We start from the raw sequence: 14,385 nt of genomic DNA on the forward strand, positions 1-14,385 counted from the left end.
ATACCCGGCTAGCGCAGAGGATATGCCCGCAAGCTGGCTGGTGACTATCGGGATAAACAGGGCATGGTTCAGGCAATGAGTCGAGAGGCGATGAACTGATGCGTCGCAATCAGGTAATGAAATCCAATGGTCTTGCCCTGCGCAGTGCGGGGGAGGGCCCCTTGCTGTTGCTGTTGCACGGGCTTGGCTCTTCCAGCCTCGACTGGCAGGCGCAGATAGAGCGTTTTTCCGAACACTACCGGGTGGTGGCGCTGGACTTGCGCGGCCACGGCCAGAGCATGCAGGAGGGACCGTTCGACGTGGCGACCCTGGCGGCCGACGTGGTGAACTGGCTTGATGAACAGCCTGAGCCCGCCTGGGTGGTGGGATTGTCGCTGGGGGCCATGGTGGCGCTGGAGCTGGCCTTGCAACTGCCGCACAAGGTGCGAGGTCTGGTGCTGGTCAACGGCTTTAGCGAGTTTTTGCTGGAGACCCCCAAGGAGCAGGAACGCTACGCCCAGCGCCTCAAGTGGCTGCGCTGGTTTGGCATGCGCCCTCTTGCCTGGTGGCTGGGGCGCGAGCTCTTCCCAGGGCCCGATCTCGCCCAGGTGCGCCACACTTTTCGGCTGCGCTTCGTGCGCAGCAACAAAAAGAAGACCTATCGGGCGCTGCTCGATGCGCTGCCCGGCTGGTCGGTACGCGCACGGCTTGGCACCATCTGGCAGCCGGTGGCCATCATCTCCACCAGTCACGACTACCTGCCGCTCGCCAAACGGGTGGAGCAGTTCGCCGCCCTGCCTAACGCCAGTATTCATACCCCCAATGGCCACCATGCCTGGCCGGCAGAAGATCCCTCTGGGTTCAATCACCTGCTGCAGCGGATCCTCTCGACCCATTGAACAGATCCTGCCAGAAAGCAAAAAGCCGAACCTGCAGGTTCGGCTTTTTTGTGGGTATCAACCGGGTTCAAGGGTGAGAGCAGACCGGGCAGTCGGGGCGTTTTGGCAGCTTCATCTCGCGGAAGGTGCCAGTGAGGCCGTCGATCATCAGGAGGCGGCCGCTGTAACTGCGGCCCATCCCCGCCAGCAGCTTGATGGCCTCCAGCGCTTGCAGGCTGCCGACCAGTCCGACCACGGGGGCGAGCACCCCCGCTTCGACGCAGGTCAGCGCTTGCTCGCCAAACAGGGCGCTGAGGCAGGCGTAACAGGGTTCACTCTCCTGCCAGGTAAAGCTGCACAACTGCCCTTCGAGCCGGATGGCGGCACCACTGACCAACGGTACCCCGTGTTTGCACGCGTATTGGTTGAGCAGATTGCGGATGGCCAGGTTGTCGGTGCAATCCAATACCAGCTGGTGCCGGGGCAACAGAGCATCGAGCAGTGCTTCGTCGGCAACCGCGGCGTGAGTCTCTACTTTGAGCCAGGGAGTGAGGGCGCGCAGCGCCTCTGCCGCTGACGCCACCTTGAGCTGGCCAATGCGCGCATCCGTGTGCAGCACCTGGCGTTGCAGGTTGGAGAGTTCCACCTTGTCAAAATCCACCAGGGTGAGCTGGCCGACCCCAGCCACCGCCAGATACTGGCTGGCGGCGCAGCCCAGGCCCCCCGCGCCAATGACCAGCACGCTGGCCTGTTTGAGCGCCTCCTGCCCCTCGAAGTCGAAGGATTTGAGCACTATCTGGCGGTTGTAGCGCAAGAGTTCTGCGTCAGAGAGAATGTCGCTCACAACAGCAAGCTCCCGAACGGCTCGACGGTGACGGTTTCCCCTGCAGCCACCTTGCCCCGCTCACGCTCCAGCACTATGTAGCAGTTGGCGTGGGACAATGAACTGAACACGGCGGAATCCTGGGAGCCTGTGCTGCGCACTTCGAGGCCGTCTGGCCCCTGGCTCAGAATGCCGCGCTGAAAATCGAGCCGACCCGGGGCTTTCTTGAGGGGCTCGGCAGCGATGGCCCGCAGTTGCAGCGGACGCTCGAATTGCTGGCCGGCCAGCTTGGCCAGTGCCGGTTGCACCAGCTGATCGAAAGTGACCATGGCAGAGACAGGATTGCCCGGCAGGCCAAAGAACCAGGCGCGGGGCAGGCGGCCGAAGGCGAATGGTTTGCCCGGCTTGATGGCCAGTTTCCAGAAGCCGATCTCGCCGAGCTCCTCCAGCAACTGCTTGGTGAAATCTGCTTCACCGACCGACACGCCACCCGTGGTGATGAGGGCATCGGCCTCGCTGTCGGCCCGCAGGAAGGCGGCGCGAAGGGCGGCAGGGTCGTCCGGTATGATGCCAAGGTCGAGGCACTCACAGCCAAGGCGCGCCAGCATAGCCTTGACCCCGTAGCGGTTGGAGTCATAGATGTCGCCGTGGGCGAGCGGGGTACCGACCGGCTTGAGCTCGTCCCCCGTGCTGAAGATGGCGACTTTTAGCGGGCGGCGCACCGGCACGGTGGCGATGCCCAAGGAGGCCAGCAGTGGCAGTTCTCGCGGGGTGAGGCGGCAACCTGCACTCAGTACGCTGGCCCCCTCGCGAATGTCTTCCCCGCAGCGGCGGATATTCTGGCCCGGGGTGGGCGGCACCAGAAAGGTGATCTGGTTGCCGTCGGCCTGCGTTTCTTCCTGCATCACCACAGCGTCTGTGCCCACGGGTATCGGAGCACCGGTCATGATCCGCACACAGTGACCGGCGGGCCACTCCCCCTGATAGGGCTGACCGGCAAACGCCTTGCCTGCCATGGTGAGCGGAGTGCCGGTAGCCAGATCCGCCAGCCGTACTGCGTAACCGTCCATGGCCGCGTTGTCGAAGGGAGGCACTGACAGAGGGGAGGCGATATCGCCAGCGATCACGCGGCCAAGGGCGTGGGGCAGGGGAACTTGCTCTGTGTCGCAGCAGCAGGCGAGTTGGTCCAGCATCCCTTGCAGGGCATCGCTCAGGGGGAGTAGTCCGCTGGTATCAAATCCCATCGTCATTACCTCTTTGGTGTGGTTGAGGGCAGATTATCCCAAAAATCAGTGTGGATGGGCAGGCTTATCAAGGGCTGGCACCAGGTTGCCTGACACAGGGTGGTGGTGGAATGGCGGCGGAATAGAGATTGTTTGTCGCAATCCTCCCCGTATGGGGTGGGTCATCAAGGGGTAAAACCCGACGGATTGGCATAAAGTCAGGAGACGGACTTGAGTTAGCTTGAATTATGGCAATAATCGCCGTTTACTATTGCGCCACAACAAAGTGCCGCCACAGACAAGGTGGCCATTACAGTCCCTGAGCGTGGGAGAGGAACAAGATGACGAGCTTAAGCCAGGAAGCCCTGTTGGTCAGGGCAGCCCTCGAGGCCGAGGGCCTCGAGACACCTCTGGTGGCCAATGCGTTGAATGGTCAGCAGAAGAAGGAGAAGATCGAAGGCCACATGCGCGCCATCATGGAGACGCTGGGGCTGGATCTGACCGATGACAGTCTGGCGGAGACGCCGCACCGCATCGCCAAGATGTACGTGAACGAGATCTTCTCAGGCCTCGATTACACCACCTTTCCCAAGGTGACTGTGATCGAGAACAAGATGAAGGTGGACGAGATGATCATGGTGCGGGACATCAGCCTCACCAGCACCTGCGAACACCACTTCGTCACCATAGACGGGCTGGCCCATGTGGCCTATATCCCCCGTGGCAAGGTGATCGGGCTGTCGAAGATCAACCGCATAGTGCAGTTCTTCGCCCGCCGTCCCCAGGTGCAGGAGCGCCTCACCCAGCAGATCCTGCTGGCGTTGCAGACCCTGCTCGGCACCAAGGATGTGGCCATCAGCATCAAGGCGACCCACTTCTGCGTGAAGGCACGGGGCGTGATGGATTCCACCTCCTACACCACCACCACCTCCCTCGGTGGTGTGTTCAAGACCCAACCCGATACCCGCGCCGAGTTTCTGGGCGGCTTGAAGGGCTGATCTGTCAGGAGGCATGGCGCCATGGTGGCATGCCTCCTTTCTCCCTCTTCAGCTCATGGGGCCTGTCGGCCATCTCTCCTGTTTCATCCACAAATTTCCTTAAGGGATTGACCAGTGCGGTCGATATACCTCGGTATGGTTCACTTTGGCTCTCTTTTGGGCCCATGTTGAGCCACAAGGGGCGGGCATCTGTGGTTATGTTGGCCGCCGCCATGCCTCCCAGCGGGCCTGAACGGGCTTGTCAGGCAGGCACCCCGCACCCTTGAAAGGTTCTCGCCTCGCTCATGTAAGGATACATATTCATCAGGGCTGGATGAGCCGCCATGGATGGCAGTCACAGGTCCGTGCCGACAGGCGCGGATCAAACGGGCGCTATCTGTTCACTCATATCCAGGACATGCCATGAATACCAGTACCATGACCATAGGCAAGAAGCTCACCGCCGGCTTTGCCGTGCTCGGCCTGATGGTGGCCTTTATCGGCGGCTTCTCGCTGCTCGAGTTCAGCAACATGAACCGGGCCGCCATCGGTTTCACCGACAGCATTTTGCCCGCCGTCAACCGCACCAGTGCCATCGGCGAGAGCATCAGTGATCTGCGTCGCTATGAGCTGGGATTCTTCCTGGTGGCTTCGGATCCGCAGAAAAAAGCGGAGTATCGCAGCGAAACCAGCCGCAGGTTTGAACAGGTCGCCCAGCAACTGGTCGAGCATGACGCCACTATCTGGGCGGAAGATGTGGAAGAGCGCCGCACTTTCGATACCGTCAAGGCTGACTGGGCCCGCTACGCGGCGCTGCACCAGAGGGTGAAGCAGTTGCAGGATAGCAATCAGCTGGCGGCTGCCCAGCAGGTCTTCATGAGCGAGGGGATCCCGCTCTACCTCAACCTGACCAAGTCGGTCAGTGACCTCATTCGCATCAACCATGGCTATGCCAAGGCGTCGCGCAAGGTGGTGGTGGCCGCTTATGACTCCGCCAAGTTGAGCGTCACAGTGTCGCTGCTGGTCGGTCTGGTGCTGGTGGTCGGCCTCTCTGTGGTGCTGACCCGTCAAATCCGGGATCCGCTCATCATGCTGGCCCGTCAGGCTCAGCGCATTGCCAACGGCGATCTGGGCAAGGGAGAGTTGCAGGAGTGGATCCAGGACAACCGCTTCAACCGCGACGAGCTGGGTCAACTGGGCTCGGCCCTCAACCGGATGCAAAACGCGCTGGCCAATCTGGTGAGCGAAATCGCCGGCTCCGTGAGCCAGCTCAGCAGTGCTGTGGAGGAAGTGAGTGCCATCTCCGAGCAGTCTGCTACCGGCATGGCGCGCCAGCAGAGCGAGGTTTCCCAGGTGGCTACCGCCATGAACGAGATGCAGTCCACCGTCAATGAAGTGGCCCGCAATACCACGGATGCCATGAGTGCGGCCAAGGATGCTTCCCATACCTCGGCCCAGGGCAACCAGGTGGTGCGCAGCGCCATCAGCAGCATCGAGGATGTGTCGGTCAAGATTGAACAGGCGGGCGCCGTGGTGCAGCAGCTGGAGACCGACAGCGCCAACATCAGCATGGTGCTGGACGTTATTCGCGACATCGCCGGCCAGACCAACCTGCTGGCGCTCAACGCCGCCATCGAGGCCGCTCGCGCCGGTGAGCAGGGTCGCGGTTTTGCGGTGGTGGCGGACGAAGTGCGCTCCCTGGCGCAGCGTACCCAGGACTCCACTGCCGAGATCAGCAAGATGATAGAGCTGCTGCAGAGCCGCGCCGCCGAGGCGGGCAGCGCCATGCAGCTGAGCCGTCAGCAGATGCAGGCGAGCGTCGGGTTGGCGCGGGATGCGGGCAGCAGCATAGATACCATCAATGGTGCCGTCACCCAGATCACCGACATGAACACCCTGATCGCCACCGCCACCGAGGAGCAGAATGCGGTGACCGAGGAGCTCAACCGCAGCATAGTCAACATCCACAATGCCGCCGACGAGAACGCCCAGGGGGCGCAGCAGACTGCCCAGGCCTGCGTCGAACTGAGCAAGCTGGCCACCTCGCTGCATCATATGACCCAGCGCTTCACCCTCTGAGTCTTGTTGCCACCCGGCACAGCGCAGAAGGCCCCGCCAATCGGCGGGGCCTTGTTGTTTGTCATCGCCCCCCCTGTGCCCGTTTCAACCGGCCCGCCTGCCCCGTCACCTACCGGATGGGGGGATGACAGGCCGGATGTTCGAATTCGCTCACAAATCGGCGATTAATTTCATGCGGGGCCGTTTACGACCTGTTTGCGAGCCCGTATCCCGTATAATGCCCCCTGTTTTGGCTCAAGAGACCCACCATCCGCCATGTTCCGTTCCATCAAGTATCAAGTCATGTTCTTTGCGGGTTGCATCCTGCTGACCACCGTCCTCAGCGTGGTGGGTTACAGCTATGTTTCCCTGGCCAGCATGCAGGAGAAGATCCAGCAGGAGAGCCACGATGCGGCCCACCAGCAGGCCAGGCAGTGGCTGCTGACCCTGGCGGATGGTCAGGCGAGCGAGGTGGCACGCTCCTTCGAACTGGCGCTGGATGCGGCCGAAACCCTGGCGGCACTGCTGGCGGGCAATGTCCATCAGTCCGAGCCTCTCGATCGGGACGAGGTCACGGCCCTGCTCAAGGACATCGGGGATCGCAACCCGGATTTCCTCAGCATCTACAGTGGCTGGGAGGCGGATCGTTTCGACGGTCAGGATGCGCTCCATACCGGTGATGGCCGGCATAGCCAGGCATCGGGCAACTTCGCCCCCTACTGGAGCCGCGGCCCGGCCGGTTTTGACCTCAAACCCCTGGGGGATTTCTACAGCAAGACGCCGAGCGCGACCGGGATCCGGGCCTCCGAGTGGTATCTCTGCCCGCAGGAGAGCAAGGCAAGCTGCGCCGTCGACCCCTCCGTCTACCAGGTCAACGGTCAGCCCACCCTGCTCACCTCCTTCGTGGTGCCTGTGCTGAACGGGGATCAATACCTCGGCATGGTGGGCATCGACTACTCCCTCAACTACCTGCAACGGCTGGCCGCTGACATCAGCCGACGGGTATTCGACGGGCAGGGCAGGGTGCGCATCATCAGCCCCATGGGCATCATCGCCGCCGACTCCCGCGATGGCGACGGGGTAGGGCAGCGCTTGCAGGATCCATCCTTGCTGGCCCAGTTGCAACGCGGCGAGAGGGGCAGCGACGAGCATGCCGATGGCTTGAGGGTCTTCGCACCCATCAGCCTCAACAAGGTCACACAGGCCTGGGGGATCGCCATCGAGGTGCCGGGCAGCGCCCTCTATGCCGAGTACGAGCGGATGGCGCAGGCCCGTGCCGAGGCCTTTGGCAAGGGGGTCTGGACCCAGCTGATGGTGGGCATCCTGGTGGCGGGTATAGGTCTGGTCGGACTCGCTTTCGCGGCAGGGTCCATCTCCCGGCCGGTGCAGGAGACGGCTCGCATGGTGGCGCGTCTCTCCAGCGCCGGAGGGGATCTGACCCAGCGGCTGACCCAGCACCGGCGCGATGAGACCGGGGTGCTGGCGGAGGGGATCAACCAGTTCGTCGCGACCGTGCAGGGCATAGTGACCGACACCGCCACCAGCGTGCACGAGTTGCAGCAGGCGGCGGTGAACTCGGCCAGGCCGGCCCAGCAGGGGCTGGCGAACAGCCATCACCAGCTGGAGCAGGTCGAGCTGGTGGCCACGGCCATCCATGAAATGTCATCAACCGCAGACTCCGTCTCCAGCAGCGCCCAGATCACGGCCCAGGCGGTGGATGAGACCCGTCATGCGGTGCACAAGGGTCAGCAGGTGGTGAGCGCCTCTGCCAACGGCATCCGCCAGTTGAGTGCCCAGGTTAGCGAGGTGTCGGACAGGATCACCGCCTTGCAGCAGCAGGGGGTGCAGATTGGCAGCATCCTGGATGTGATCCGGACCATCTCTGAGCAGACCAACCTGCTGGCGCTAAACGCAGCCATCGAGGCGGCACGGGCCGGTGAACATGGTCGCGGTTTCGCCGTGGTGGCCGACGAGGTGCGTACCCTGGCATCCAAGACCCGGGCCTCGACCCAGGAGATCCAGCTGATGATAGACAGGCTGCGGGATACCACGCGCGCCGCGGTCGACACCATGACAGAGGGACGCCAGTTGAGCAGCCTGGCGCTGCGTGATGCCGAGCAGGCGGTAAGCGAGCTGGCGACCATAGTGCAGGCCGCCGACCGTATCCAGGACATGGCGACCCAGATTGCGAGCGCCGCCGAGCAGCAATCCAAGGTGAGCGAGGAGATTAACCAGAACGTCAGCAACATCCACGAGCTGGCGAGCGCCTCCACCCGGGTGGCCCGGGAGCAGGATGCCCAGAGCCGGCAGATGCACGGGTTGACCGAGACGGTCATGAGCAAGCTGGGACGCTTCCACTACTGATGGCGTTCTGATATGCACAACAAGGCCCCGCCAATCGGCGGGGCCTTGTTGTTGATGGCGGGTCTGTTGATGTCAGAGTCGATTAGCGCCGCGTACGGTCGGCGCCAGACTGCTTGTCCGATCATGTGGCGCAATCGGGCTATCTCGCCGTCAGGCGCTCAGGGAGGGCAGGCTGCCAGCCTGCACGTCAGCTCAGGCCGACAATCTCCCCGTCATCGTCGATGTCCATATGGCGTTCAGGGAGGGCAGGCTGCCAGCCTGCGCGTCAGCTCAGGCCGACAATCTCCCCGTCATCGTCGATGTCGATATGGCGATAGGCCGGCAGACTGCCCAGGCCCGGCATGGTCATGATGGGGCCCGCCAGGGCATAGACGAAGCCTGCCCCCGCGCAGAGTTTCACCTCCTCGATGGGCACCTCGAAGTCCGTCGGCACGCCCTTCCTGGCCGGGTCATGGCTGATGGAGAGCGGCGTCTTGGCCATGCAGACGGGCAGGTGATCCTGGCCCTCTGCCGAGAGTCTGGCCAGTTGCTGGCGCGCCTTGTCCGAGAGGGTGATGCCCCGGCCGCCATAGCCGCACTCCACCAGGGTGGCGAGCTTGGCGGCAAGGCTCATCTCATCGGGGTAGAGCAGCCTGACCTCACTGGGCTGCTTGCAGGCCGCCACCACGGCGTGAGCCAGATCCACCGCACCCGCGCCACCGTCAGTGAAGGCCCGGGAGAGGGCGACACCACAGGCACCGGCCTGGCGCGCCGCCGCCTCCAGCAGGGCCAGCTCGGCATCGCTGTCGGTGGGGAAGCGGTTGATGGCGACCACCACGGGCACCCCGTAACGGCGGGCGTTGTGAATATGCCAGGCGAGGTTGGCGCACCCCGCTGTCAGGGTGGGCAGATCTTCCCCTTGCAGGCTGGCCGGCAGCGGCTGGCCCGGCCGGATGTCGAGCAGGCCGCTGTTGGCCTTGAGGCCGCGCACCGTGGCCACCAGCACCACGCAGGCGGGGGCGAGGCCGGACTGGCGATACTTGATGTTGAAGAACTTCTCCAGCCCCATGTCGGAGCCAAAACCCGCCTCGGTCACCACATAGTCGGCAAGACCCAGCCCCATGCGATCGGCGATGACGGAGGAGTTGCCGTGGGCGATGTTGGCAAAGGGGCCGGCGTGGACCAGCACAGGGGTCTGCTCCGTGGTCTGCATCAGGGTGGGCTTGAGGGCCTCTTTGAGCAGCACCGTCATGGCCCCCGCCACTTCCAGCTGCTCGGCGGTGATGGGCTTGCCGCGATGGTCGAGGGCGAGCTGGATGCGGCCGATACGCGCGCGCAAGTCCTTGAGATCCCTGGCCAGCGCCAGAATGGCCATCAGCTCGGAGGCGGCGGTGATGACGAAGCGATCGGGGCGCTCGACACCATCGGCAGCACCGCCCTGGCCGAGGGTGAGGTGGCGAAGCGCCCGGTCGTTCATGTCCAGGGTGCGGGGCCAGAGGATGTTGGCCGGGTCGATATCGAGCCGCGCCAGACCGGTTCTGGCGCTGAACTGGTCACCGAGTTTGCGTTCATGGAACAGGCGGGCATCGAGGGCGGCAGAGGCCAGGTTGTGGGCGGCGGTGAGAGCGTGAAAATCCCCGGTGAGGTGCAGGTTCATCTCCTCCATCGGCACCACCTGGGCCATACCGCCCCCGGCGGCGCCCCCCTTGACCCCGAATACGGGACCTAGGCTCGGCTGGCGAATGGTGGCGATGCTGGGCTGGCCGATGTGGTTGAGCCCCATGGAGAGGCCGATCGTAGTGACTGTCTTGCCCTCCCCAAGGGGGGTGGGCGTGATGGCGCTCACCAGCACCAGCTTGCCGGGCTCGCGGGCGGGGGCGTGATGGAGCCGCGCGAGGTCGAGTTTGCTCTTGTAATGGCCATGGGGGTGGAGATGGGCGGCCGCTATGCCGAGCTGTGCTGCCACCTCGGCGATGGGCAGGCGGGGGGACTGGCGGGAGATCTCGATATCGCTTAGCATCAGCACCTCGTTGGCATGTCAGGTCAAATATGCGGCGAAGTCTAGAGGAATCAACAGGGTAATCCAATGAGCAATACTATTTTATCCGGCAGTCGTGAGCCCCATCAAAGCCCCATCCTGCTGGATCTCAACGCCCTCTATCACCCGCCCAAACGGCCCCTCACCGCCCTTGGCATCGTCAGCGCCTTCATCCCGCTCTTTGGTTACGGCTGGCAGGCGATGACCCAGGATCCCGAGACCCACTTTCGCCACGAGCTCGGCAAGCGCATCAACAAGCACAAGAGCGACGAGGCAAACCTCGCCCTGATGATGCAGTTGGCGGCCATGCTGGATTGCCACTGCCTGCACGTCACCCTGCCCTATGCGCTGGGGGAGGCCGAGCTCGCCGCCTTGCGCCAGCGTCTGCCACGCTGGCAGATGAGCCAGCAGGATCACCTGCTGGTGGCCGAGCTGATGCCCACCCCCTGAGCCCGGGCTCAGCTCTCCCTGTCCCAGTAGTGGGGCGCCAGATAGCGCTCCTGCACGAATTCGATGAAGCAGCGCACCTTGGCCGACACGAAACGGCGGTGCGGGTAGAGGGCATAGAGACCCACCTGCCCCTTCTCCCACTCCGGCAGCAAGGGGACCAGCTCCCCCGAACGCAGCGCATCCCCGACGATGAAGGTGGGCTGCAAGATAATGCCCTGATGATCGCAGGCGGCCCGGGTCAGGGCCACGCCATTGTTGGCCCGAAGCGGCCCCTGCGGGCGCACGCTCAGCTGTTCTCCTCCCTGCTTGAAGATCCAGTCAGGCTGGGTCAGGGTATAGATGAGGCAGTCGTGCTGCTTGAGATCCTCGGGGCTGTTCGGGGTGCCCCTGCGGGCCAGATAGGTGGGGCTGGCACACACCTCCAACTTCATCATGGCCAGCGGCTTGGCGACCAGAGAGGAGTCCGGCAGGTTGCCGATGCGCAGCGCCAGATCGAATCCCTCTTCCACCAGAGCCACCCGCCGGTCGCTGTACTCTATTTCCAGTTTCAGATCCGGGAAGCGTTCACGAAACAGCGGCAGGGCAGGGGAGAGATGCAGGTAGCCAAAGTCCATCGGCACGGACAGCTTGAGGGTGCCCTGGGGCTGCTGGTTGTTGCGGGTGAGCTGGCTGTGGGTCTCTTCCAGCTCTGCCAGCAGGGCCTGGGAGCGCTGGTAGTAGAACTGTCCCGCCTCAGTGGGGTTGACCTGACGGGTGGTGCGCGACAACAAGCGGGTGGAGAGGGACTCCTCCAGTTGCTGCATCAGCTTGGAGGTCATGGCGACCGAGATGCCGAGCTGGTTGGCGGCCTTGGTAAAACTCTGACATTCAACCACCTTGATGAAGGTGCGCATGGCGGCTATCTGGTCCATCTTTCACTCTCAGTTGATAATTATTTTAATAAATCGCTGATTATCTATTCCGATATGGAGGTTAGCATCTTGGTTGTTGTTGTGAACCCCCAATATGAAGGAACGAACGGATGAAAATGACTCAGGCCCTGCTGGCCTCCTGCCTGTTTATGGCGGCTCCCCTGATGGCGGCCGATTACGACGTCGATGCGGCTCACACCACAGTCCAGTTCAAGGTGGGGCACCTCGGCTTCTCCGAGCTGGTAGGCCGTTTCAACACCTTCAGCGGCACCTTCAGCATGGACGATGCCAACCCGGCAGCGGCCAAGGCGAGCTTCGAAATCGACGCCGCCAGCGTGGACTCCAACCATGAAGCCCGCGACAAACACCTGCGCAGCCCCGATTTTCTGGACGTGAAGCAGTATCCCAAGATGACCTTCGTCAGCACAGCGTATGAAGGGACCAAGGAGAAGGGCGTATTGAAAGGTACCCTGACCCTGCACGGCGTTGCCAAGGAAGTGGCGTTTGACCTGGTCAAGATTGGTGAAGGCAAGGATCCCTGGGGCGGCTATCGAAGCGGTTTCAACGCCTCTACCACCATCAAGCGCAGCGACTTTGGCGTGAACTACATGTTGCCGGGTATCCCGGACGAGATGAGCATCAATCTGTTCGTCGAAGGTGTGCGCAAGTAATGGGCGCAGCACTCTTGCTACAAACCCTGGCGGCCCCTTTGCTGTCATGGCGTTGGCCACGACTCGGGTATCTGTGGGGGGCCCTGGCGCTCTGGCTGGTAGGCTGCTTGCTGGGTGGCGTCTATGGGCTGCCGGTCAAGGCGTGGCAGTGGCTGCCACTGGCCTTGCTGGTGCCGGCGATTGCTGCGCAACTGGCGGATAAACGGGCCGGTTTGTTGCTGTTCGCGGGGCTCGGTGCCCTGGTGTGGTGGCAGGGGCTCGCCTCTGTGCTGACCAGTGAACCGCGGATCTGGCTGGCGCTGCTGCCTGCCATCGTCTGGGTTGGCTGGGCTGATCTGCGTGGTGACAGCCGGGAAGGGCTGGGCTTTGCCCTTGGCTTTATCTGGCTGGCGCTGGTGATCGGTATCGATGGCAGCCTGCTGATTGCCCAGCTGGCCGGGGCGCTCGCTGCCTTTGCCGGTTTCCGTGCCCTGATCGCTGTGTTTGCGGGTGTGACCGCCACCCCTGCGGCCCTGGCCCTGGCGCTCGCCTTTATGCAGATGCTTGCCTGGCAGTATGTGGAAGTACCGCTCACTGTCTTGCTGCCGGTCTGGCTGCTGCCCCTGCTGGAGTGGGCCCTGCGCAACAAACCTTGGCTACAGCGCTGGCTTGTGCTGATCCTGCTGGCGGGTGCGGGCACGGGGTTGAGTCTGTGGAAGGTGTGGCCCGAGGCCTCTCTTTACTGATTTTTAGCATAAAAAACAGGCTATTAACGCTAAAGTTGCCGACCTCGTCATAGTCTGTACAGATAAAGATTGAGCCACTTGGTGGTTTCAGATAAAAAGGATTTTCAATTATCTGGACACACACAGAACCCGGTCATGCCGGGTTTTGTTTGCCTGCATGTTTGCGGCGCGCTAAGGAGGCCACAGTTGCGCAGTCAAGGATCTGAGCATCTGTTTTTTCGCCATTTCACCGAGCAGGGACGTCTCGACGGTCTCTGCATCCTGCTGGTTACCCATCTGCTTCCCGATCGCCCCCAGTTTATCCAGGCCCTCGCGCAAATCGGGCGGATCGGCGCCATCTTGCCCAAACCCAAGTCAGTACACGGACCGACTCTGACCTGGGCCCAGCAGCACTATCCCGTGCTACCACTGAACCGGCAGTGGACCAATGCGCCGCAGGGGGTGATCGATCATATCGCCCCCTTGGTCGCCCCCCACGAGCGGCTCATCATACTGGATATAGGTGGCTACTTTGCCAAGACCCAGGCGACCCTGAGTGAGTATTTCGGTCCCCGTTTTCTCGGTGTGGTGGAGATGACCGAAAATGGTCATCAGCGCTACGAGCAGGAGGTGCTGGCCACCCCTGTCATTTCGGTGGCGCGCAGTCCCCTCAAGCAGGCCGAGGATATCCAGATTGGCTTGAGTGTTGTCTATTCCGCCGAGTCTCTGGTCCGTACCCTCAACCGTACCTTCAACGTCTGCCAAGCTGCTCTGTTTGGCTATGGCAAGGTGGGGCGCAGCATTGCCCGCGAGCTCAGGTGCCGCAATTTGCACCTGGAGCTGGTGGAGACAGATGTGCTGCGCCAGGTGGAGGCGCTCTCCCACGGCTTCAAGCTGGTGGGAAAAGAAGAGGCCCTCAGCCGGGCCGAGCTGGTGATCTGCTCCACCGGCAACGGCTCGCTGGACTTGGCCGATTTGCAGCGATTGCGCCCCGGTACCATGCTGGCGTCGGTCACCTCGGCGGATGACGAGTTTGCATTTTGTCTTTCTCAGTTGCCCTGGCCAAGCCAGGAGGTGTGCCCCCATGTACTGGCGCTGACGCGCCCGGATGGCAGTCAGATTTTTTTGCTCAATCGGGGGGAGGCGGTCAACTTCGTCCATGGCGCTGTCATCGGCGAATATGTCTATCTGGTGCTGGCGGAGATCATCGAAGGGGTGCGTCAACTGGCGCAGCAATCCATGGCCCCCGGCCTGTTCGATCTGCCGCAATCGACCATGCGCACCATAGCCCGCCACTGGTTGGCCGATTTTCACGGGGTCAGCCAATAAT

General features: G+C 62.7%; 12 protein-coding genes. 8 read left to right on the forward strand and 4 right to left on the reverse strand.

Features of this window, described 5'->3' with window-relative positions; translation table 11 throughout:
- Nucleotides 1–98 precede the first annotated feature (98 nt).
- On the forward strand, nucleotides 99–878 hold the full coding sequence (locus OKC28_RS01960; RefSeq protein WP_270687009.1) for an alpha/beta fold hydrolase: 780 nt from the start codon (nucleotides 99–101) through the stop codon (nucleotides 876–878).
- Between the two features lie 67 nt (nucleotides 879–945).
- Here the strand turns inward: OKC28_RS01960 and moeB are convergent, their stop codons facing one another.
- Entirely contained in the window at nucleotides 946–1,701 is a 756-nt protein-coding gene (gene moeB / locus OKC28_RS01965) for a molybdopterin-synthase adenylyltransferase MoeB (RefSeq protein ID WP_270687011.1), read from the reverse strand.
- Nucleotides 1,698–2,924: a molybdopterin molybdotransferase MoeA gene (gene moeA / locus OKC28_RS01970; RefSeq protein WP_270687013.1), complete on the reverse strand. Its 1,227-nt coding sequence runs from the start codon at nucleotides 2,922–2,924 to the stop codon at nucleotides 1,698–1,700. The genes moeB and moeA overlap by 4 nt, the downstream gene beginning before the upstream one ends.
- Nucleotides 2,925–3,244: 320 nt before the next feature.
- Between moeA and folE the strand changes: the two genes are divergently transcribed.
- The 3 genes from folE (at nucleotide 3,245) to OKC28_RS01985 (ending at nucleotide 8,302) form a co-directional block, all read left to right on the forward strand.
- Nucleotides 3,245–3,901 (forward strand): GTP cyclohydrolase I FolE, encoded by a 657-nt coding sequence (gene folE / locus OKC28_RS01975; protein ID WP_059113584.1) that lies wholly within the window; start codon nucleotides 3,245–3,247, stop codon nucleotides 3,899–3,901.
- Nucleotides 3,902–4,303: 402 nt separating this feature from the next.
- A complete protein-coding gene (locus OKC28_RS01980; RefSeq protein ID WP_270687017.1) occupies nucleotides 4,304–5,959 on the forward strand; it encodes a methyl-accepting chemotaxis protein in 1,656 nt (551 codons plus the stop codon).
- A 255-nt stretch (nucleotides 5,960–6,214) separates the two neighbouring features.
- Nucleotides 6,215–8,302 (forward strand): methyl-accepting chemotaxis protein, encoded by a 2,088-nt coding sequence (locus OKC28_RS01985; RefSeq protein WP_270687019.1) that lies wholly within the window; start codon nucleotides 6,215–6,217, stop codon nucleotides 8,300–8,302.
- A gap of 265 nt (nucleotides 8,303–8,567) precedes the next feature.
- On the opposite strand, the gene OKC28_RS01990 is transcribed toward OKC28_RS01985, so the two are convergent.
- Nucleotides 8,568–10,301: a formate--tetrahydrofolate ligase gene (locus OKC28_RS01990; protein WP_270687021.1), complete on the reverse strand. Its 1,734-nt coding sequence runs from the start codon at nucleotides 10,299–10,301 to the stop codon at nucleotides 8,568–8,570.
- 66 nt (nucleotides 10,302–10,367) lie between these two features.
- Here OKC28_RS01990 and OKC28_RS01995 point away from each other — a divergent pair, with 66 nt between their 5' ends.
- Nucleotides 10,368–10,769, forward strand: coding sequence for a hypothetical protein (locus tag OKC28_RS01995; RefSeq protein WP_010674174.1), 402 nt, complete (start codon nucleotides 10,368–10,370; stop codon nucleotides 10,767–10,769).
- An 8-nt stretch (nucleotides 10,770–10,777) separates the two neighbouring features.
- On the opposite strand, the gene OKC28_RS02000 is transcribed toward OKC28_RS01995, so the two are convergent.
- Nucleotides 10,778–11,680: a LysR family transcriptional regulator gene (locus OKC28_RS02000; protein ID WP_270687023.1), complete on the reverse strand. Its 903-nt coding sequence runs from the start codon at nucleotides 11,678–11,680 to the stop codon at nucleotides 10,778–10,780.
- A 110-nt stretch (nucleotides 11,681–11,790) separates the two neighbouring features.
- On the opposite strand from OKC28_RS02000, the gene OKC28_RS02005 reads away from it, so the two are divergent.
- From OKC28_RS02005 to OKC28_RS02015, 3 genes are all read left to right on the forward strand, one after another.
- Nucleotides 11,791–12,351: a YceI family protein gene (locus OKC28_RS02005; protein ID WP_058395707.1), complete on the forward strand. Its 561-nt coding sequence runs from the start codon at nucleotides 11,791–11,793 to the stop codon at nucleotides 12,349–12,351.
- A complete protein-coding gene (locus OKC28_RS02010) occupies nucleotides 12,351–13,076 on the forward strand; it encodes a hypothetical protein (protein WP_270687026.1) in 726 nt (241 codons plus the stop codon). The genes OKC28_RS02005 and OKC28_RS02010 overlap by 1 nt, the downstream gene beginning before the upstream one ends.
- Before the next feature lie 186 nt (nucleotides 13,077–13,262).
- Nucleotides 13,263–14,384: an adenosylhomocysteinase gene (locus OKC28_RS02015; protein WP_021137850.1), complete on the forward strand. Its 1,122-nt coding sequence runs from the start codon at nucleotides 13,263–13,265 to the stop codon at nucleotides 14,382–14,384.
- Nucleotide 14,385 lies beyond the last annotated feature (1 nt).

The organism is Aeromonas sp. D3, from assembly GCF_027705025.1.
In the GTDB taxonomy this organism is placed as follows: Bacteria; Pseudomonadota; Gammaproteobacteria; order Enterobacterales; family Aeromonadaceae; genus Aeromonas; species Aeromonas salmonicida.